The organism is Arsukibacterium sp. UBA3155, from assembly GCA_002364615.1.
GTDB lineage: Bacteria > Pseudomonadota > Gammaproteobacteria > Enterobacterales > Alteromonadaceae > Alishewanella.
The window spans coordinates 21653-42835 of record DEYP01000026.1 but is presented as its reverse complement, the minus strand read 5'-3'; the positions used below and the strand labels follow the sequence as shown (position 1 = coordinate 42835).

Here is a 21183-nt window from a genome sequence, read left to right as displayed (position 1 = left end):
AATAGCCTTAACCTTTACCGACAAAAGCCAGCAGCATGATAAGTAGCAAATGGGCGAAACTGATTAAATCGCTCCACCTTAAAAAGTACCGCAAGGCCGAGCAGCTGTTTTTTGTCGAGGGCGAAAAAGCAGTACTAGAGGTATTAGCCTCAGGCTGGCAGGTACGCGCGTTGTTTGCCACAGATGCGTTTATTCAACAGCATGCTCAGGCCGTTAATACCGTGAGTTTACTGCAGCAATGCAGCAGTGAAGAGCTGATTAAAGTCGGTACTTTTAATAGTAACGACGCGGCCCTTGCCGTAGTCGAAATACCGCACTGGCCGCTGTTTAGCACAAGCCCTGCCAGCTGGACCCTGGTGCTGGATAATATTAACGACCCGGGTAATCTGGGCACTATTATCCGCATCGCCGACTGGTACGGTATTCAACAAATTCTATGCTCGCCCGACACCGCCGACTGCTACAACCCCAAAGTAATTGCCGCGGCTAAAGGCTCATTTTTACGGGTGCAGCTGCATTACCTGCCGCTGGCAGAGGCATTGGCTCATGCCAATATGCCGGTATACGGGGCTTACCTCGGTGGTGACAATGTTCATCAGCTAAAGCTTGGTAAGGCTGGTGGTTATATTGTGCTGGGTAATGAAGCTAATGGTATCAGCAGCGATGTCGGCCACTATATCAGCCGTAAAATTACTATTCCGGCGTTTGGCGGTGCTGAATCGTTAAATGTTGGCATAGCTGCTGCTGTTATTTGCGATAACTTACGCCGGCTTAGTCAGCAGCATTAGCGGCGCGGGGAAAAGAAAGGGGTCAGAGACAATTAAAGACGAGCCAAGTTAATCTCTTTTTATTTCAGCGCCTTACAAAGGCATGACGATTATTTACTCTGACCCCTTATTCCAGTAACTTGCCAGGCATTTATTACCACGCCCCTTCGTGAAAATAGGTACCTTTGCACTCTGACGGTTCTGAATTGTATCGCCATGAATTAACAATGCTGCTAGAGGGCATAGTAATAAGTACCCAATGACATGTGGATTTATCTCCAGTAGAGCTAGTTTCGTAGTCCGTAGATATAAAATATTCCCTATGTCCATCATCAAGTTCTACGACTTTTTCTAATTTAACATAGGGATAAGTTGTATATTTTTCGGCATCTAATCCTACTATTCTATCAGCATACTTTTTGAAGCCTTCCTCATAGAATAAAGGATTTAAAAAAGAGCAGCCAGATAAGAAAATTACCAAAAACAGCAATGAAGTTTTCAAATAAACTCTCCTAAATGCTTAACGCCGTTTTAAGCGGCAAATTGCAGTTGGCTAAAATAAGTGAGGCACGAACAAAAAGCCAACTGTAATTTGTCCGACTTGAAAACCCTTGTTAGGTGTTTGAACGCCTCAAATAGGCTGTTTATTTTTTACGTTTTGAAGCTGCTATGGCAATTATTACAACGATAATTACTACTATTACACCACCAATTACTGAACTACTCATAATGATTCCTTTTGATATTGAAATTGATAAAACTATATGAATATTACCTTCAACACAGATAATATGCCAAACACCTAGCGCTTACTGGGCAGACCAATCCGCAACTAAACACGGATTGATCCGTACTCAACACTCTTCATTCCAGTCTGGATATTGCTCAGACTTTGAACCATTTTCAGAAACTACGCGCGCGTGAACTATGCCGGTTTCAGCTGTTAAGCGTTGGCGTTTAAGCCAGTGCTCTGAGCACCGCTTGTGGCTCTTTGGCAACAACATAAAGCAATGCTATAGCTGAGCTATGTGGCGTGCGATTGCCCCGCGCCGATTATTGTATTCTGCTAGTTCAGTAATTGTCGTAAGCACGACTGAAATGTAATCCAATAGATTACTTAAAAAAGATTGAATCCGCAGTTGGCTACGGCAAAAACTATGGCCATTAACAGTCAAGCCGCTTTGCGCTAAACTAGCGCCATCCTGTTATTCGTTCACTGGCGGTTTTTCCATGATGTTTCCTACGATTGAGCATGAAGTTGGCAATACCCGACTGGTTAAATTACAGCGGATGGCCGCGCATACTAACAGCACCGTATTATTAAAACTGGAAGGCGATAACCCGGCGGGCTCGGTGAAAGACCGGCCGGCGCTGAATATGATAGTGCAGGCCGAGTTACGGGGTGAGATAAAACCCGGTGATAGAATAATTGAAGCCACCAGCGGCAATACCGGTATTGCCCTGGCGATGGCGGCGGCAATTAAAGGCTACGCCATGACCCTGATTATGCCGGATAACGCCACTGAAGAACGCAAAAGCTCGATGCGTGCTTATGGCGCCGAGCTTATTCTGGTAACTAAAGAGCAAGGCATGGAAGGCGCACGCGATTTAGCCCTGCAAATGCAGGCACAAGGCAAAGGTATTGTGCTGGATCAGTTTAATAACCCCGATAACCCGGCGGCGCATTATGCCAGTACCGGCCCGGAGATCTGGCAGCAAAGTCAGCAACATGTAACGCACTTTGTCAGCAGTATGGGCACCACCGGCACCATTATGGGCGTGTCGCGTTATTTAAAAGAGCAAAACCCGGCCATTCAGATTATTGGCCTGCAACCAGCTGAAGGCGCCAGCATCCCCGGCATTCGGCGCTGGCCGGAAGCTTACCTGCCGGGCTTTTTTGAGAAAAGCCGGGTAGATCAGATTATTGATATCAGCCAGGACGATGCGCTGAGTGCCATGCGTCGCTTAGCAAAAGAAGAAGGCATTTTTGCCGGTGTTAGCTCTGGTGGCTCGGTGCATGCCGCCATTCAGCTGGCTGAGCAACATGATAATGCGGTAATAGTCGCTATTATCTGTGACCGGGGCGATCGCTATTTGTCGGCCAACATCTTCTGACTGGTGATGTAGAGCGCCACATTCCGGGAATATTGAACCGATAAATCAACCATACTGAACAGGACCAGTTTGGTATAACTTGCTCATTAGTCTATCCTTATAGCCACTGCGTTATCCGTTACTCCGCTAACTATAAGGTCCGCTTATGAAAACCCACTGCAGAATCGCCCTGATCGCTGCCGCTGGTTGCTTAGTATCACCAGCCGCGTTTGCCGCCACTCCTGCCGAAACCGACGAAATAAAGCAACAGCTTGAACTGTTGAAAGCCCAAATTTCCGCGTTGGAAGCACGCTTGGTGGAGCAGGAACAACAACAAACAGAGCTTGTTGAGCAACAAGCCCGGGGTCTGGCGGTGGCTGAAGCCGAGCCGGTCGCTGAAAAAAAACAAGATGGCATTAAGCTTGGCGGGGCTATTCGCACCAATTACAGCCATACCTCCTACAGTGAAGGCAACAAAGACCGCGGTGGCGATTTTGATTTCGATATTTTCCGGCTGAATTTAAACGGCAGCATCGGCGATGTGTTACTGAATGCTGAAATTCGCTTTTTTGATTATATGACCGCCGTCAAATATGCCTATGTCGGTTATCAGTTTACCGACGACTGGCAGGTTCAGGCCGGTATTACCAAAGTACCGTTCGGTAACTGGCCCTATAACTCTCACAACTGGTTTTTCAGCACCAACTATTATATCGGGCTGGAAGATGATCACGATTTAGGTATTTTATTTAAACGCCAGCTCAGCGATAACTGGCAGCTGGATTTAGGCTTCTTTGTAAATGATGAGTTAGGCGGCGTAGATGGTTATGTCGGCAGCAGAGCTGACCGCTACTCATATGATATTGTTGGTGCCCGCCTGCCCGGTGACGGCATCTATGATGATCCGGCCCAGCCGCTGGGTGAGTACAATACCTTAAGTGGCCGCTTTGGCTATCACGTCAGTCATGGTGAGCTGAAAACCGAGTTGGGTGTGTCCGCTCTGGCAGGGGGACTGCATAACGGCCAGACCCGGGCCGGGGATTACAACGCCTGGGCGCTACACAGCAATAGCTACTTCCACAACTGGAATCTGCAACTGCAGTACACCCAGTATGAGTACGATATCGACGGGGTAGAGCAAATGGCTGTTGGCGCCTATGCCTTTTATGATTCTATTGCCGCCGAAGCCACATCGGCCACGGTAAACCTGGCTTATAGTGTGCCCGTTGAATGGGGTCCGGTCACCGGTCTGCAGTTTTATAATAACTATGGCCTGGTATACGACAAGTCTGACGGCAGCCGCGACACCATGATGAATATAACCGGCTTCTCGGTTGCGGCGGGCGGCTTGTTCACCTATTTCGATTTGGTGCACGCCAAAAACCAACCTTTTGTCGGCGGCAGTGCCATTGGCGACAGTAATGAAACCGAGCGCCGTTTCAACATTAATATTGGCTATTATTTTTAAAATAAAAACAAGGACCTAATAATGACAACTGAAAAGGATCCGATGATCCCAGATGGCAAAGTTAATCCGATTAATACCGATTATCAGGTAGGCCAGGACAATATCGTAGTAAAGCTGGGACCCTTTGGTCTGGATATTCACAACCGGGTGTTCCTGATCTCCGGGCTGACTATTGTTGCTTTTGTGCTGCTTACGCTGATTTTTCATGTGCAGGCAGCAAGCCTGTTCAGCGATATGCGCGCCTGGCTTACCAGTAATCTCGACTGGTTTTTTATCAGCGCCGCTAATATTTTTGTGCTGTTGTGTCTGGGCTTAATTATTTCACCGCTGGGGAAGGTGCGGTTAGGGGGCACAGAAGCCACCCCTGATTTTAGCTACATTGGCTGGTTTTCGATGCTGTTTGCTGCAGGGATGGGTATCGGCCTGATGTTTTATGGTGTGTCCGAGCCGCTATCGCATTTTAACAGCGCCATGGCCGGAACTACGATGGAAGATGGCGTGCGCACCGACTGGGCGCCCCTGGCCGGTGCTGCCGGTGATGCACTGGCGGCTGAGCGGCTTGGCATGGCAGCCACTATTTACCACTGGGCGCTGCACCCCTGGGCCATCTACGCCATTCTGGCGTTAGGTCTGGCATTATTTTCGTTTAATAAAGGTTTGCCGCTGACTATTCGCTCAGTGTTTTACCCCCTGCTCGGCGAGCGGGTCTGGGGCTGGCCAGGGCACATTATTGACATTCTGGCGGTATTTGCCACTTTGTTTGGCCTGGCAACATCCTTAGGCCTGGGTGCCTCTCAGGCAAGTGCTGGCTTGAACTATCTGTTTAACTGGCCGCAAGGCATAACAACTGAGGTGCTACTAGTTATTGGTATTACCATGATCGCGCTGGTATCTGTACTAGCGGGCTTGGAAGCCGGGGTAAAACGATTATCAGAAATTAATATGACGCTGGCAGCCTTGCTGTTGCTGTTTGTTATCATTGTTGGCCCAACGTTAGCCATTCTAACCGGCTTCGTCAGCAATTTAGGCGCTTATTTCCAATATTTACCGGAACTGGCTAATCCGGTCGGCCGGGAAGATGCTAACTTTTCCCAGGGCTGGACCGCCTTTTACTGGGCCTGGTGGATTAGCTGGTCGCCTTTTGTTGGTATGTTTATCGCCCGGGTGTCTCGCGGTCGCACGGTGCGAGAGTTTTTAGTATCAGTACTGCTTATTCCATCACTGGCCTGTGTGCTGTGGATGACCGTTTTTGGCGGTACCGCCATTAGCCAGGTAGTGCAAGACGGTTATATGGCTGCTGTTGAAGCGGCCCTGCCATTGCAGCTATTTAGCATGCTGGATGCGCTGCCCCTGGCTGGCATCACGTCGTTTATTGCCATTATTCTGGTGGTGGTGTTTTTTGTTACTTCATCTGACTCGGGTTCCCTGGTTATCGATACCATTGCTGCCGGCGGTAAAGTAGATGCGCCAACCCCGCAACGGGTGTTCTGGTGTACCTTCGAGGGCCTGGTCGCCATCGCCTTAATTTTGGGTGGTGGTCTGGTGGCGTTACAAGCCATGGCGGTGTCAACCGGCTTTCCGTTTACCCTGGTGCTGTTAGCGTCCTGCATTGCCGTGGTAAAAGGCCTGATGTCTGAACCACGCGGCAACTAAGCAGGCCCGCCTGTGGAAATAGAGCAGATTGAAATACTGGAGTTCCTGAAACGGCATTCGCCGTTTCAGGAACTGCCGGCTGACCAAATACAACAAGTGGCATTAAGTATTGATATCGGCTATTTCAAGGCAGGCAGTGACATTCTGCGTTTTAACGAGCCGCTGCACGCGCTGCATCTGGTGCGAAGTGGCGCAGTGGAAACGTTCCGCCGTAATGGTGACTTATACAACCGGCTAAGTGAGGGGGGTATTTTTGCTGAGCAGGGCTTGTTGCGTGGTGGCAAGGTCCGTTTCCCGGCTACCGCGTTAGAAGACACCCTGATTTACTTTATCCCGGATAACGTGTTCCAGCAGTTGTTTGATGAAAATGAGTTTTTTGCTGACTATGTCCAGGTTGGCGATAGTGAGCGGCGTAAAACCAGTAAAGCCAGCAGTCAGGCGCGCGCTGATTTGCTCGGTGCGACGGTCGGCACACTGTTAAGCCGGGAGCCCGTGTCGATAGGCTCCGACGCTAACGTCTGGCAGGCCGCGCAGCTGATGACAGAACAAAGCGTTTCATCCTTGCTGATCCTTGATAAAGAGCAGCATCTTACCGGCATTATTACCGACAAAGACATCCGTGCCCGTTTGGTGGCGCCGGGTTTGAAATCTGAAACGCCCGTTACCGATATCATGTCGGCTAACCCCGTTACCATTGAACAACAGCAGTATATTTTTGAAGCAATGATGCTGATGCTGCGCCATAACCTGCACCATTTACCGGTAGTTAAACAGCAGAAAGCGGTTGGCGTGATCGCCATTTCCGATATTATCCGTTTCGAATCACAAAACAGCCTGTACGTGGTCAGCCGCATTTTTCGAAAGCAAACGATTGCAGAGTTGCAGCTGCTGGTGCCCGACGTGCATGCCTGTTTTGTACGGATGGTAAATGAAGATGCCAATTCGCAGATGATTGGCAGCGCCATGGCGGCTATTGGCCGCAGCTTTAAACAGCGGCTGTTGGAACTGGCTGAAGCACAGCTGGGGCCCCCGCCGGTGCCCTACTGCTTTTTAGCATTGGGATCGATGGCCCGTGATGAGCAATTGGTACTGACCGATCAGGACAACGCGCTGGTACTGGACAACCGCTATGATCCGGCAGAGCACGATAGCTACTTTGAAAAACTGGCACGTTTTGTTTCTGATGGTTTGGCGGCCTGCGGCTATACCTACTGCACAGGCAAGGTTATGGCCACCAATAAAGAGTGGCGCCAACCGTTAAAAGTATGGCAGCAGTATTTCCAAAGCTGGATAGAGCAGCCAACTGCAGAACGGTTGCTGCAAAGCTCGATTTTTTTTGATATTGATGGTGTCTGGGGCCAGACGCAGTGGGCCGAACAACTGCAACGATTAGTCAGTAATCTGGCCCGTAAAAAAACACTTTTTCTGGCCAGTATGGCCCGCAATGCGCTTAACCGCACGCCACCACTGGGTTTTTTTAAAGACTTTGTGATGGAGCAGGACGGCAAGCAAAACAACAGCTTAAATATTAAAAGGCGGGGTACGGCGCCCTTTGTCGATTTAATCAGAGTGCATGCACTGGCTATCGGCTCAACAGAAAGTAATTCTTACAGCCGGCTACAGGACATTACCGCCGCAGAAATTATGCCCAAAGGCCGGGCCGAAGACCTGCGTGATGCCTTTGAGGTTATCGCCATGACCCGCATTCGCCATCAGGCGGCGGCGCTGCGCCAGGGAACAGAGCCGGATAACAATGTGCTGCCAGAGCAACTGTCAGAATTTGAGCGTAAGCATTTAAAAGAAGCCTTTCAGGTGCTGAGTAACGCCCAGAAGTTTATGAAGTTTCATTTAAAGGCCTGAACAAACGATGCTTTATCTGGGCCCCAACCAACAAGGCGATAGCACGCGCGCTGCCAGTAGCACCGACTGGCAGCAGTATTACCAGCAACAGGCAGCCGGGGCTAAACACCCGTTACTGCAACAATTTTATGGCACTGGCATGGTGGCGGCCCACACGCCAATCAGTCAGGTACCACTGGTCGCTATTGATTTTGAAACCACTGGCCTTAGCGCTGATAACAACGGTATCGTCAGTATCGGCTTAGTGCCCTTTAACCTGCATTGCATTTTCAGCTCAAAAGCACAGCAATGGCTACTTAAACCCCGTTTTCAGCTTAGCGATAACTCTGTTACCGTGCACCGGATCACCCACTCAGAAGTAAAAAGTGCTCCGGATTTAACCGCCGTGCTGCCTGAACTCTTGCCGCTGCTGGCCGGCAAGGTTGCTGTGGTACATTACCGGCAAATAGAACGCGATTTTCTTTCTGCCAGTGTTAAGGTCCGGCTAGGTGAAAGTATCTTATTTCCAGTGATTGATACGCTTGAGCTGGAAGCCCGCCTGTACCGGACAAAACCGCTCAGCTGGTGGGATAAAATACGCAAACGGCAGCAGGTTTCAATCCGGCTTGATGCCAGCCGCAACCGCTACAATCTGCCGCCATACCGGCCACATCATGCAGTAACTGATGCCATTGCCAGTGCAGAATTATTGCAGGCACAAATTTGTCATCGCTTCAGCCCCGATACCCCGGTTAGTGAGCTATGGTGTTAGCGATTTGAGCTGTGAGTAGTGGCCGCTTGCAAATCGGCTTTGCCAAAGGCATAGTAACAAAAACAGCCATCAGGTCAGACCACCATGAGCCAAGCCGATTCTGCAATGCCCGCGACAAGTAAACCTAACAAACTGCAACGCATCGTCAAGAAATGTTATCAGTTGCCCAAAGCACTGCAGGCTTTTGCCTTAAGCACGGTATTTGGCCGGGTAATTAAATTCGCCGGTACTGCCGGGGTCGAAGTGTTAGAACTTAAGGGCGAGCGCTCAGTGCTGCGCTTAAAAAACCGCAAAAAGGCGCAAAACCATATCGGTTCTGTCCATGCCGCCGCTACTGGCTTGCTGGCTGAATCGGCCACCGGCTTTTTAGTCGGCATTCATCTGCCCGACAGCAAGCTGCCGCTGCTAAAACAAATGCAAATTGACTATATAAAACGCTCCACCGGCGATTTAACGGCGATAGCCACCCTTACAACAGAGCAAATTACCGCGATGCATAACGAAGATAAAGGTGAAGTCACAGTAGCGGTAACCATAACGGATAGCGCCGGCGTAGCACCGGTAAACGCCAAAATGACCTGGGCCTGGATCCCGAAAAAGCGCTGAGTAAATCCGGCTGCTAAAAGGTTATCGACAGTGCTGGTGAACATGTTCAACCAGCAAATACAACAGCCGGCAGTGTAAACTACCGGCTTTTTACTGTGCGCCCGGCTAATTAACTGCCAATTACACCACCGTCGTCCTTGGTGATAATAACGGTAGCCGAGCGTGGCCGGCTAGTGCCGCCATCTGGCCAGTTGCTGGTAAAATTATCGGGTGCTGAGCGATCGCCCGGGTGCTGAATATTCACAAACAGCGTTTTCATATCCGGGGTGGCGCTAATACCGGTGACTTCACAATCGGTTGGCCCCACTAAAAACCGTTTTATCTGGCGGGTAACCGGATCGGCCACCAACATTTGGTTGTTACCAAACGGGCCCTCACCTTGCTGACTGCCACTCATATCGGTCTGGATCCAGAGCAAGCCGTTTTTATCAAACCATAACCCATCTGGGCTGGCCAGGTGGTTGTCTGCGGTTAAGGTCAGCTCACTGTCAGGTGTTGCGGTACCGACATCACCCGCCAGCAGAAAAATATCCCAGTCAAAGGCCGTGGCTTCCTGGGTGTTGCGCTCCTGCCAGCGAATAATATGGCCGGCGGCGTTTGCCGCACGAGGGTTAGCCGCATCGATTTGTTGCTCGGTGCGTGCGGTATTGTTGGTCAGGGTAAAATACACTTCACCGGTTTCAGGATGCACTGCGCCCCATTCCGGCCGGTCCATCTTGGTGGCGCCGGCAATATCAGCCGCTAATCTGGTATTAATCATTACATCAGCCTGATCAGCAAAAACCACCCCTGCAGTAGCAGCTTTCGCAGCAAAATCGGGGTTATTAAGGTCCAGCGGCAACCATTCACCGCTACCATCATCGTTAAAGCGCGCAACGTACAAGGTACCTTCGTTCAGTAAATGGCCACCGGCCGTGTTCTGAAAATAAGGGGCTGACGAGACAAATTTATAAATATATTCAAAACGTGAATCATCACCGGAATAAAACACCAACGGTTTTCCCTCTTCCAGCTTACCGAAAATAATGCCTTCGTGACCAAAGCGTCCCAGTGCAGTACGTTTTTGCGGCACGCTATCGGGGTTAAACGGGTCAATTTCGACAATCCAGCCAAAGGTGTTTGGTTCGTTACGATAATCCGCACTGGCATCTGCCGCCAGGGTACTGGCGTTAAAGCGTTGATACTGGTCTGCGGCAGGGGTGGCGGTTTCCCATAAGTATCGGCCATTACTTGCCGGTACGCCGTAGCGCCGGTGTTCACGTGGTTGCTCGGCATCGGTGTTGACAAAATAACCCGCCCAGTTTTCTTCGCAGGTTAAATAAGTGCCCCAGGGTGTGTAGCCGTTACCGCAGTTGTTTAAGGTGCCGCGGGTGCGATGGCCATCCGGGCTGTATTTAGTGACCACTTTCGCGCTGCCGCGCACCGGCCCTGCCAGCTCCATTGGCGTGGCGCCAGTAATCCGGCGATTAAAAGGGCTGTTATTGACCAGCGCCCAACTGCCATCGGCTTGTTTTTGGATATGGGCCACCGTAACACCATGAGCTGCGACTTCTTTTCGCACTTCGTCAGCCAGCCGCGGCACCGTGGTAATACCGTTGGTGTGGATCAGGTTATTATCGATATATTCGTGGTTAAACACCAGCAGGCCTTCTTCTGAGCTCGAAGCACTGGTCCTGCTGTCGATAGGAAAAAAATGCATGCCGTCGTGGTGCATGCCAACCTGTTGCTCCTGCTCGCTACCTGTGTTGCTGCCATCGGCCAGATAGGCGGGGTAACTGCCACTAAGCGGGGTACCCCACGGCAGGAAGGTTCTGGCCGTGTATCCCGCTGGCACGGTTATGGTATCGGCTCTGTTTGTAGCAATAGCAGCAAACCCTAAAAGCGGAGCAGTGGCAACGGGGGGAACCGTTGGTGTTACCGTTGAAGTTTCATCGTCACTGCTGCTGCAGCCAGCGAGCGTGCCGCCAAGAAAAGCTGCCATCGCAGCACCCATGCTGCCTTTGATAAAGTTACGCCGGGCCATTCGGCTATCGGCTATCGCGGCAAAGGTAGGGTTTAACGAAAAATTGGTTTGCGGGTCGACACCCGAATTATCGATACTGATGGACATTTCATTCTGGTTGCTTTTACTGGCGGTCATTATTATTGCTCCGGCTTAGTACGGATGATTAGTACGGATGATTAGGCCGCTCTATTTAACCGGCAGAAAATGGCAAAACCGTTACAGTAAAATAGCATTTTTGTGATAATTACTTAGTCTCCGGCCATGTTGTTTGCCGTAGGCTACTGGCGTAGCAAGGGTGGCCTCTGATATAGTTCTTTAACAATGCGTTAGCGCAGTAAATAAGGGAACTTAGTGTATGCAATGGCAAGTACAGACTTTTGCCGATCTGGACACCTTAACACTGTACTCTATGTTGCAGTTGCGGGTGGATGTATTCGTGGTAGAACAAAATTGCCCTTATCCGGAACTGGATGATAAGGATCTGCACCCGCAAACCCGCCATATTATTTTAAAGAAGGGTGACAAAGTTATCGCCTACTCACGGGTACTGGCTCCGGACGTCAGTTTTGCGGGCTTTCCTGGTATTGGCCGGGTGTGTGTGTCACAAACGGCACGCAGGCTTGGTCTGGGTCGGGTGTTAATGGACAAAACCCTGGAAGTGACAAAGCAATACTGGCCGGATATGGATATTCATATCTCTGCTCAGTGCTACTTACAGCAGTTTTACCAGGAATCGGGCTTTGAAAGCGCCAGTGAACCCTATCTGGAAGATGATATTCCGCATTTAAAAATGATTAAACGGTTACCACAACCGCAGTAGCTGTTGCAGGAGATTAACCAGGAAAATAACCTAACCGCAAGATAAATGAGATTGATTCGCATTATTATATGTGTTTTAATTGCGCCGTTTTCAATTCTCAGTTTTCAATGGAGTGGTTATGCGCATTAAAATGTCCCGGTTATCATTAGCTATTGCACTGGCGTCAGCATCATTAAGCACCGTTGCCCAGCAACAAGCGCCAGTTACCCAAAACAGTGTTGAGCAAAAGAAAATTATGCCTGCACTGGAAGTTATCCGGGTGGTAGGTAATGCTGATTCGGTATTACTGGAGCAAACCGGTACTGTGGTCGTTATCGATCGCCAGCAAATCGAACAAATTCAGCCGTTATCTACTGAAGACATTCTGCGCCGCATTCCTGGTATCAACATTAAAAGTGAAGAAGAAACCGCCATCGTCGCAAATTTTGGTATGCGCGGCTTGTCTGCCAGCGAATCAAAATCATTAATGCTGGAAGACGGTGTGCCGGTAGCGCCAGGATTATTTGTTGGCAATGATCGTTATTTTAACCCGCGGATCCAGCGGGTAGAGCAAGTCGAAGTATTAAAGGGCTCTGCGTCCTTACGCTATGGCCCGTCTACCATTGGTGGCGTGGTGAACTATCAGACCAAAACACCGGATGATGGCGTAACAGTCACCGGCCGCGCTGGCTCCTTCAATATGCAGGAAGTGAGCGTTGAGGCGGGCGGCAAGAGTACGTCAGGCGATGCCTTTGCCGGCATTGTGGCTACTCACGCCAGTAGCGATGGCTTTATGGATAAAGACTATGAAATGACCGATGTAATGGCTAAGGCCGGGGTTATTTTCAGCAATGATCAAAAGCTGGGTATAAAAGTGTCGCGTTATGAAAATGACGCCAATATTTCTTATCGCGGCTTATTGCTGGCGGATTATCAGGCCGGCGCCGACTATAACCCGGCACCCGATGACTATTTCCTGACCGACCGTACCGCGTTCGATATTAACCACGAATGGACTCTATCCAACCAGGCAACCTTAAAAACCTTGCTGTACTGGAGCGAAATGAGCCGTGATTACTGGCGTTACAATGTCGATACCGCAGCCTCTAACGATGCTGGCCGCTGGGTTTACACCGACGCCCTAACCGGCAACAACCGCTCCTTTGACCGGGTAGGCATCGAAACCCGCTTAAACGTCGATCACAATGTGCTGGGTATGCTGGCGAATAGCGAATTTGGCCTGCGCTTTATGCAGGAAGAAGCCAACGACACCCGTATTCGGGCAGTGCGCAGTAGCGATCGCACCGGCTTAAATGACCGCCATATTATTGATTCCGCTGACAGCGTGGCCGCGTATGCGCAAAGCCGGATTGAGCTGAGTGAAAAGCTGGCCGTCACCCCTGGACTGCGGATTGAATCGTACGAGCAAACCCGTCTGGTGTTATCTGATGACAATGCGACAGCCAGTACCAGTAATACCGAGTTTTTACCTGGTGTCGGCTTCACTTACAACCTGAATGACGCTGCCCAGCTATATGGTGGTGTATACCGGGCTTTCTCACCTGCCTCAAATGGCGTGGCGCTGGACGGCCTTACCGATCAGCAGCTGGACGGTGAACGCTCTACCAACTATGAACTGGGCCTGCGCGGAAAACAGGGCGCCATAAACTATGAAGTGGCGGCCTTTGCCATGGATTTCAGCAATCAGGTTGTTACCGGTAACAGCGACCCGAATTTATCGCAGTCTAATGCCGGTGCAACAGAGCATGTTGGTATGGAGTTTTTACTGGGCTATCAGCTTGGCGGCGGTTTCAGCATCGACAGTAATGCTACCTGGGTACCCACCTCGGAGTTCAAATCAGGAGAAAACCAGGGTAACCGTCTGCCGTATGCTCCGAAAATTCTTGCCAATCTGGCTCTTAACTACCAGATTGAGCAGTTAAGTGCAGCGATAAGTGCTCATCACCGCGGCGAGCAATTTGGTGATCCAACCAACCTGGAAGCCATTCCTACTGATGCTGCCGGCGGGATCTGGGGCGGCTTAATGCCCTCTTACACTGTGCTGGATTTAACCGCACAGTATAATCTGGCGGAAAACGTGAAGCTATTTGGCGCAGTGAAAAACCTGACCGATAAACGTTATATCACTGGCCTGCGTCAGGGTATTTATGTTGGCCCGGAGCGCTCATTCGAACTGGGTGTAAGCTATAGTTTCTAACCCAAAGGTTTAACTGAAAGCCTCTGCATTGCAGAGGCTTTTTTATGTCAACGTTGCGGTGGTCCATATAGCTGTTCAGCACGGTTAAATAAAATCCAGCTGGTTAAAATGTACTTATCATTGGAAACCGGCGTGCAGCCGCGGTGGGTATGGGTAAAATAGGCTGGCGCAATAACCATTCGGCCGGTTTTCGGGCTAATGGCTTTATTCTGATAGTAAAACTCAGTCTGGCCGCCTTCTGCCACATCATTTAAATAAAACATAAATAACAGAGTACGGTGCAGTGGCTCATTGTCAGGTAACTGCGGATACACCTCACAGTGCCAGTAATTATAATTGCCCTTGCCTGCCTGGTACTTCTGAGCTTGTATCGGACCCAACCGGTATAAGGTTCGCATAAAATCACTGGCTTTAGGGGCGCCAAATTCAGCGTAGTTTTCATGAGTAATCGCCAGCGGCTGGCCGGTTTTTGGATGGCTTACGGTTAAGCCAACCGGTGCTATTAAGGCAAAATGATACTTGGCAAAGTATTCAGCGGCATAACGGCTGGTAACATCGACAATGTGTTGTAAAGCCGGCTGATACTCCGGATGCTGATTTAAATACAAATCGGTACTGACTTTTTTACTGGTATCTACCCCGGCGCCAGTGCGTCCTGCCACCACGTGCGGGCTATTGTCAAAAAGCGTGATTAGCTGTTGGCAAAAGTCCGGGCTTAACGCATTATCGTAAACCTCTATAAAATCTGTCATGAGAATTCCTGGTTATGTTTAGTGAAATTGTCCAGCCCCGCTTTTCTGAAACCGACGCCCTGGGGCATATTAATAACACTGTTTTTGCCGTGTGGTTTGAAGGGGCCCGTACGGCGCTTTTTCGTATTTTTACCCCAGAGCTTAATCTGAAACAATGGCCATTAATCATTGCGAGGGTCACTATCGACTATCATGCCCAAACTCAGTATGGTGAGCCAGTAGAAATTCGTACCTTTATCAGCCGCCTTGGCGGTAGCTCATTTGATGTGTATCAGCAAGCGTGGCAAAACGGCATTAAATGCGCCACCGGCACCACGGTAATGGTACAGTTTGATTATCAGCAGCAGCAAGCCCGCCCCTTAACGGCGCAACAGAAAACTGCGCTTTCTGAGCATTTGTTCGAGCCAGCTGACCGTTAACCAGATGTCATTGGTCGAAAGCTGCTGGCAATTGATGCCAACCGGGGATAGCGTGCGACTAACTATAACAAAGGTAACTATTATGAAATTACGCCTATCTGTTAGCTTGCTGGCCAGTGCTACTTTGCTGGCCAGCCTTGCTGCCAACGCTTATGACAGGGTAACAGGCCATGACTTCGCAAGCCGCTCAGAAGTGATTGCACAGCACGCGATGGCCGCCACCAGCCACCCGCTGGCTACCCAGATTGCCCTGGACACCATGAAAAATGGCGGCAACGCTATTGATGCTGCCATAGCTGCAAACGCCGCGCTCGGTTTAATGGAGCCCACCGGTAATGGTATTGGTGGTGATTTATATGCCATAGTCTGGGATGCTAAAACGGGTAAACTGCATGGGTTAAATGCCTCTGGTCGCTCGCCACTGAGTTTAAGTTATGACATGCTGGCCCATGAGCTGGAACAGCTTGGCCGCACCGACTTACCACCACATGGTATGCTGCCAATCAGCGTGCCGGGTGCGGTGGATGGCTGGTTTGAGCTACATAAAAAATTCGGCAAACTAAAGATGGCCAGCATTCTGCAACCGGCTATAAACTATGCCGAACAGGGCTTTCCGGTAACCGAGCTTATCGCCTATTACTGGAACCGGTCAGTGCCGTTACTCAGCCCGCAGCCGGGTGATTTTAAGGGCACTTTTACCATTAATGGTAAGGCACCGGTTAAAGGCCAGATTTTTAAAAACCCGGCGCTGGCCAATACCTACAAAGCCCTGGCCAAAGACGGCCGTGACGCCTTTTATAACGGTGAGATCGCGGTACAAATTGACCGCTTTATGCGAGCCAACGGCGGTTATCTGCGCTTTGCCGATTTCGCTAACCATCGTTCTACCTGGGTAGAACCGGTAGGGGTTGATTACAAAGGGTATACCCTGTGGGAACTGCCGCCAAACGGCCAGGGCATCGCCGCCTTGCAAATGCTGCAAATTCTGAAAAATTTCGATTTAAAAGCCATGGGGTTTAATACTCCACAAAGTATTCATACCCTGGTTGAAGCAAAGAAACTGGCGTTTGAAGACCGCGCTAAGTTTTATGCCGATCAGGATTTTCATAAAACACCGCTGCAGGGCTTAATCTCTGCAGAGTATGGCAGCGAACGGGCGAAACTGATTGGCGAACGGGCGGCAAAGCGCGTTGACGCTGGTAATCCACATTTATATGAAGGCGACACCATTTACATGACCACTGCCGATAAAGACGGCAATATGGTGTCGTTAATTCAAAGCAACTACCGTGGTATGGGTTCTGGTGTGGTTGTGCCTGGTCTTGGCTTTGTGTTTCAGGACCGCGGCCAGTTGTTCTCGATGGATAAAAACCACGCTAACGTTTACCAACCCGGCAAAAGACCGTTTAATACTATTATCCCGGCCTTTATTACCAAAGACGGCAAGCCGTTGGTCAGCTACGGCGTAATGGGCGGCGCCATGCAACCACAGGGGCATGTGCAAATTCTGATCAATATGGTTGATTACGGTATGAACCTGCAGGAAGCCGGTGACGCGGCGCGCTGGCAGCATTTGGGCAATACCGAACCTACCGACGGCCAGGATACATATCTGACCAATGGTGGTTATATTGAAGTAGAACGTGGTGTACCTTACAGTACAGTGCGTGATTTGATGCTAAAAGGCCACGAGGTGCGCTACGGCTTGGGCGGTTATGGTGGCTATCAGGCCATTATGAAAGATCACGAAAACGGCACCTATATTGGCGCATCAGAGTCACGCAAAGATGGCCAGGCAGCCGGTTACTAACGCAGGAAATAAATGGGCACTAACCAACCGGACAGTCTTCAGCAATATGCGCTGGAAAATTTACCGCCGCCGACCGAAGTCAGCGGCGTAACAGCGGCCAACTTTGCCGAAAAGGTGACCAATCACTACCGGCCGGTGGTGCTGCGGGGTTTTGCAGCGCATTGGCCGCTGGTGCAAGCGGCCAAGCAAGCGCTACCAGAGGCCGCGGCCTATCTGACGGCGCGAAGTAACAATAAGCCACAAAAGCTGGTCAGCCTGCCTGCCCAAACCAGCGGTCGGCTGTTCTACAACAATGCCATAAATGGCATGAACTTCAGTGCCAGTCAGCAACCGCTTAACACGGCTATTGATACCATGCTAAAAAGTAGCGCTGCCGGCAGCCCGCATTACTGTGTGCAGTGTGTCCCGGTGGCAGATAACTTCAGCGCCTTATTACCTGAATTAAACAACCCTCTGCTGGACCCAAGCCCCAAGCCCTTTATCTGGTTGGGTACCCGGGTAACCGTGCCGGCCCATTTTGACGAAGCGAGCAACATTGCCGTGGTAGCAGCAGGCAAACGGCGTTTTACCCTGTTCCCGCCAGAGCAGGTAGCCAATTTATATATTGGGCCGCTCGATCTCACCCCTGCTGGCCAGCCAATAAGTATGGTTAATTTGCAACAACCTGATTTACAAGCGCATCCGCTTTACGCTAATGCCTATCAGGCCGGCTTATCGGTTGAATTAGATGCAGGCGATGCCATTTATATCCCAAGTCCATGGTGGCATAGCGTCACCTCGCTCAGTGATTTTAATGTGCTGGTCAATTACTGGTGGAGCAATGCCTATGTTGCCAGCGCCCTGCCCTTGCCGATGCTATTGCATGCGATACAGGCGTTCAATCATATGCCTTTGGGTGAGCGAGCAGCCTGGCAAAGCATGTTACAGCATTATTTATTTAATCCGGCAGATCCATTGGCCCATATTCCTGCAGAGGCCAGAGGGGTGCAAGGTAAGCTGACACCACAACTGGCGCAAGGTCTGCACCAATGGCTGGCAGCGCAGTTAAACCGTTAAGCTGGCCGTCATGACTTAAGTACTCAGTCCCTTAACGTCAACGTCAGCGTGGTCGCTGGCCATAAAAGCCAGCGCTGCGGCCAGGTCACCGTTGAAAGGCTCACTGGCAATCCGCTGTTTACGCGCGCTAATCCGCTCGGCCGCTTTTAAGTAGCGCATTACCTGTTCCCGACTGATTAAACGCAATCTTGGCACCGGCAAGGTCGAACCGCTTTCATCTTTCGCGATCATCGTAAAATATGATGAGTTGCAGTGCTTGATAATGCCCGTTTGAATATTCTGCGCGTCGACCCGGATCCCTACCATCATTGAGGTAGTACCGACAAAATTGACCGATGCTTTTAAGGTGACTAATTCACCCACTTCAATCGGATTTAAGAAGTCGACCCGGTCGACCGAGGCAGTCACACAATAACTGCCGCTGAATTTTGAGGCACTGGCAAACGCAATCTGATCCATCAGCGACAGTAAATAACCACCATGAATTTTACCGCTGAAATTAGAATGTGACGGCAGCATCAGTTGCGATAAGGTAATTTCTGAACTCTCGATCGTTTTATACGTTGCCATAGCCAGCCCCACGTCTTCTTATTAATTAACCTGCACAGGTTTGTCCTGTACCAGAACCCATGGCGAAATGACCACAGCCCACAGCTCAGTATTATTATCGAACCATTGCTGCGCCTGCTGCTCGGTTGTCCGCTCTACTGTGCCCTGTGCCAGCCAGTCTGCTACCTGCGCTTTATCGTCGGCACTAAAGGCAAACGCCACGTTTACCAGGTCATGTTCAGCACCGACCGTCACTACCGAGCCTGCGGCATAAAATTTCTGCAATTGTGGCCAGTGGATCCTGGCCGTTTCACTGATAATTTTCGCTTTGCGCAGCTCCGGGTTTTCGGCATCTTCTGCCAGCTGGGCATCGGGGGGCGTTATGGCACTCATTACCGTATCCTCTGTCAAAAAGTGCTAAGTGTAAAACAGGCGGTGGCCTTACTCCAGCTCTTCGTCTTCGGCAGCGACCTGAGCCGCACTGAGATCGTGTTTTTTTAATAATTTATAAAAGTCGGTACGATTGCGTCCTGCTAGTTCCGCAGCGCGGGTGACATTGCCCTCAGTCATTTTCAGCACCCGAACTAAATATTGGCGTTCAAACTGGTCGCGTGCATCCGTCAACGTCGGCCAGTAGCTGCTGTTTTGCGACAACGCCTGCTCTACCAGGCTCTGGCCAATCACCGGGCTATGGGTCAGTGCAACACACTGCTCCACCACATTAACCAACTGCCTGACATTGCCAGGCCATTTGGCTGTCGCCAGGGTTTGCAATGCATCGTCAGCAAACCGCGTGACTTTAACATTATGTCGCTCGGCGCTTTGCGCCAAAACATGACGCGCCAGCAACGGAATATCTTCCGGTCGTTGCTCCAGGCCAGGCAATTGCAGGTTTACCACATTTAACCGGTAGTATAAGTCTTCCCGGAAACTCCCCTCTGCCATTGCCTGTTGTAAATCACGATGAGTAGCCGACAGTACCCTGACATTTATCGGAATACTTTTACTGCTGCCTACCGGCCGGATCTGCCGCTCCTGCAAGGCGCGCAACAATTTTACCTGCAAGGCCACCGGCATATCGCCTATTTCATCTAAAAACAGCGTACCGCCGTCGGCCTCGCGAAATAGCCCGCCATGCTCTGACACCGCGCCGGTGAAAGCACCTTTGCTATGACCAAACAATTCAGATTCCAGCAGATGCTCTGGCAGGGCGCCACAGTTTATTGCCACAAAATGCTGCTTGGCCCGGGGGCTGGCTTTATGTATCGCTTTGGCCAGCAACTCTTTACCAGTGCCACTGGCACCGGTAATCAGTATGCTGACATCGCGCTGTGCCACCCGATAGGCTTGCTCCAGCAACGCTGACATTAGCGGGCTGCGGCTGACGATTTCCTCGCGCCAGTCGGCCTGTTCGGGCACCGATTGATGCACTGCCTGCTGTAAGATATCGCGCAGCTCAACATTGTTAAGTGGCTTGGTTAAGAACCCGAATACGCCACGCTGCGTAGCCGCTACCGCTTCCGGGATAGAACCATGGGCAGTCATCAGTACTACCGGTAGGCCCTTGTAACGTTTTGCAATTTCATCGAAAAGACTCATGCCATCAAGGCCAGGCATCCGTAAATCGCTTAGCACCACATCAAAGCTCTGTTTGTTAAGAATAGTCAACGCTGTTTCTGCGCAATCAGCATTTACTACCTGATAACCCTCACCTTCCAGCCTTAAGGTCAGCAGCCGCAATAAGCTTGGGTCGTCATCAACCAACAATAAACGCGGTTTAGGGTCGGCCACTATATTCCCCCGTTGATACTTTGATTAAGTTGCGCTTCAATCTGGGTAAGCGCATCAATTTTTTTCTGCAAATCTTTGTTCTTTTTTTGCAGCCGCTCAATATTATCATGCTGCTGGGCATTGAGTCGGGTCAGGGCACTGACTGCCGACTCCGTTTCCAGTAATTTCTGATTCAAGGTTAAATCCCAGCTAAAAAGCGCCGCCAGCCCCGGGGGCAATATGGCAATTTGCTCCGCTAACTGCATTTGCACCCGCAGCCGGGTTAAATAAGGGATGTCGGGATGCAGCAGCACCATAATCCGCTGCAGTATTTGTACCTGGTCGGGTTCGGGTAAATCCGCTAACGCCTCGCGCCATGCTGCCAGGTTTTGCAATATACCGGCACGATAATAAACCCAGGCTTGTAATGTCGCAGCATCATCACTCAGGCTTAGCACAACCTCGCTATTTGGCTCGCTAGGTGGCGGTAAGGCGGGTTGTTCGGTTATTTCCGGCTCTGCTTCGGGTTCTGTTGCAGGCAACTGCTGGTTTAACAGCTGGCAGCCTGACAGCGTTGCCAGCAGTATTATCAGCATAATTCTCATG

At 50.4% G+C, this 21183-nt stretch carries 19 protein-coding genes; 12 read left to right on the top strand and 7 right to left on the bottom strand.

All coding sequences use genetic code 11. The features are described from left to right. The first annotated feature begins 35 nt into the window (after nt 1-35). Entirely contained in the window at nt 36-788 is a 753-nt protein-coding gene (locus B2X65_RS14110) for a TrmH family RNA methyltransferase (RefSeq protein WP_290613605.1), read from the top strand. A 133-nt stretch (nt 789-921) separates the two neighbouring features. Here the strand turns inward: B2X65_RS14110 and B2X65_RS14105 are convergent, their stop codons facing one another. After that, nucleotides 922-1269, bottom strand: coding sequence for a hypothetical protein (locus B2X65_RS14105; RefSeq protein WP_290613603.1), 348 nt, complete (start codon nt 1267-1269; stop codon nt 922-924). A 728-nt stretch (nt 1270-1997) separates the two neighbouring features. On the opposite strand from B2X65_RS14105, the gene cysM reads away from it, so the two are divergent. The 6 genes from cysM to B2X65_RS14075 all read left to right on the top strand — a co-directional run bounded on the left by cysM (nt 1998) and on the right by B2X65_RS14075 (nt 9199). After that, complete coding sequence (gene cysM / locus B2X65_RS14100) at nt 1998-2882, top strand: cysteine synthase CysM (RefSeq protein ID WP_290613601.1); 885 nt, start codon at nt 1998-2000, stop codon at nt 2880-2882. Between the two features lie 145 nt (nt 2883-3027). Further along, on the top strand, nt 3028-4329 hold the full coding sequence (locus B2X65_RS14095) for a porin (protein ID WP_290613599.1): 1302 nt from the start codon (nt 3028-3030) through the stop codon (nt 4327-4329). Nucleotides 4330-4350: 21 nt separating this feature from the next. Next, nucleotides 4351-5982: a BCCT family transporter gene (locus B2X65_RS14090; RefSeq protein ID WP_290613597.1), complete on the top strand. Its 1632-nt coding sequence runs from the start codon at nt 4351-4353 to the stop codon at nt 5980-5982. 12 nt (nt 5983-5994) lie between these two features. After that, on the top strand, nt 5995-7842 hold the full coding sequence (locus tag B2X65_RS14085; protein WP_290613595.1) for a DUF294 nucleotidyltransferase-like domain-containing protein: 1848 nt from the start codon (nt 5995-5997) through the stop codon (nt 7840-7842). Nucleotides 7843-7849: 7 nt separating this feature from the next. Then, on the top strand, nt 7850-8593 hold the full coding sequence (locus tag B2X65_RS14080) for a 3'-5' exonuclease (RefSeq protein WP_290613593.1): 744 nt from the start codon (nt 7850-7852) through the stop codon (nt 8591-8593). Nucleotides 8594-8677: 84 nt separating this feature from the next. Next, nucleotides 8678-9199: a DUF4442 domain-containing protein gene (locus B2X65_RS14075; protein WP_290613591.1), complete on the top strand. Its 522-nt coding sequence runs from the start codon at nt 8678-8680 to the stop codon at nt 9197-9199. Nucleotides 9200-9308: 109 nt separating this feature from the next. Here B2X65_RS14075 and B2X65_RS14070 read toward each other — a convergent pair whose 3' ends face one another. Continuing rightward, nucleotides 9309-11339 carry a PhoX family protein gene (locus B2X65_RS14070; RefSeq protein WP_290613589.1) on the bottom strand — a complete coding sequence of 677 codons (2031 nt, stop codon included), beginning with the start codon at nt 11337-11339 and terminating at the stop codon, nt 9309-9311. Nucleotides 11340-11559: 220 nt separating this feature from the next. On the opposite strand from B2X65_RS14070, the gene B2X65_RS14065 reads away from it, so the two are divergent. Together B2X65_RS14065 and B2X65_RS14060 are read left to right on the top strand one after the other, a co-directional pair. Then, nucleotides 11560-12024: a GNAT family N-acetyltransferase gene (locus B2X65_RS14065; protein WP_290613587.1), complete on the top strand. Its 465-nt coding sequence runs from the start codon at nt 11560-11562 to the stop codon at nt 12022-12024. A 118-nt stretch (nt 12025-12142) separates the two neighbouring features. Beyond that, nucleotides 12143-14221 (top strand): TonB-dependent receptor family protein, encoded by a 2079-nt coding sequence (locus tag B2X65_RS14060; RefSeq protein ID WP_290613585.1) that lies wholly within the window; start codon nt 12143-12145, stop codon nt 14219-14221. Between the two features lie 47 nt (nt 14222-14268). Here the strand turns inward: B2X65_RS14060 and B2X65_RS14055 are convergent, their stop codons facing one another. Beyond that, on the bottom strand, nt 14269-14973 hold the full coding sequence (locus B2X65_RS14055) for a 2OG-Fe(II) oxygenase (RefSeq protein WP_290613583.1): 705 nt from the start codon (nt 14971-14973) through the stop codon (nt 14269-14271). 14 nt (nt 14974-14987) lie between these two features. On the opposite strand from B2X65_RS14055, the gene B2X65_RS14050 reads away from it, so the two are divergent. The 3 genes from B2X65_RS14050 to B2X65_RS14040 all read left to right on the top strand — a co-directional run bounded on the left by B2X65_RS14050 (nt 14988) and on the right by B2X65_RS14040 (nt 18258). Further along, nucleotides 14988-15392 carry an acyl-CoA thioesterase gene (locus B2X65_RS14050; RefSeq protein ID WP_290613581.1) on the top strand — a complete coding sequence of 135 codons (405 nt, stop codon included), beginning with the start codon at nt 14988-14990 and terminating at the stop codon, nt 15390-15392. An 82-nt stretch (nt 15393-15474) separates the two neighbouring features. Next, nucleotides 15475-17202, top strand: a complete 1728-nt coding sequence (ggt, locus tag B2X65_RS14045; protein WP_290613579.1) for a gamma-glutamyltransferase — start codon at nt 15475-15477, stop codon at nt 17200-17202. Between the two features lie 12 nt (nt 17203-17214). Continuing rightward, nucleotides 17215-18258: a cupin-like domain-containing protein gene (locus tag B2X65_RS14040; protein ID WP_290613577.1), complete on the top strand. Its 1044-nt coding sequence runs from the start codon at nt 17215-17217 to the stop codon at nt 18256-18258. Nucleotides 18259-18273: 15 nt separating this feature from the next. Here the strand turns inward: B2X65_RS14040 and B2X65_RS14035 are convergent, their stop codons facing one another. The 4 genes from B2X65_RS14035 to B2X65_RS14020 are packed head-to-tail and all read right to left on the bottom strand — an operon-like array spanning nt 18274 to nt 21182. Then, nucleotides 18274-18828: an acyl-CoA thioesterase gene (locus tag B2X65_RS14035; protein WP_290613575.1), complete on the bottom strand. Its 555-nt coding sequence runs from the start codon at nt 18826-18828 to the stop codon at nt 18274-18276. Nucleotides 18829-18849: 21 nt separating this feature from the next. After that, the gene (locus B2X65_RS14030; protein WP_290613573.1) at nt 18850-19200 is read right to left on the bottom strand and encodes a DUF2288 domain-containing protein; all 351 of its coding nucleotides are present in this window, start codon (nt 19198-19200) and stop codon (nt 18850-18852) included. A 48-nt stretch (nt 19201-19248) separates the two neighbouring features. After that, a complete protein-coding gene (locus B2X65_RS14025) occupies nt 19249-20598 on the bottom strand; it encodes a sigma 54-interacting transcriptional regulator (RefSeq protein ID WP_290613571.1) in 1350 nt (449 codons plus the stop codon). Then, complete coding sequence (locus B2X65_RS14020) at nt 20598-21182, bottom strand: hypothetical protein (protein WP_290613569.1); 585 nt, start codon at nt 21180-21182, stop codon at nt 20598-20600. Before B2X65_RS14020 ends, B2X65_RS14025 begins: the two co-directional genes overlap by 1 nt. Between the last annotated feature and the right edge of the window lies 1 nt (nt 21183).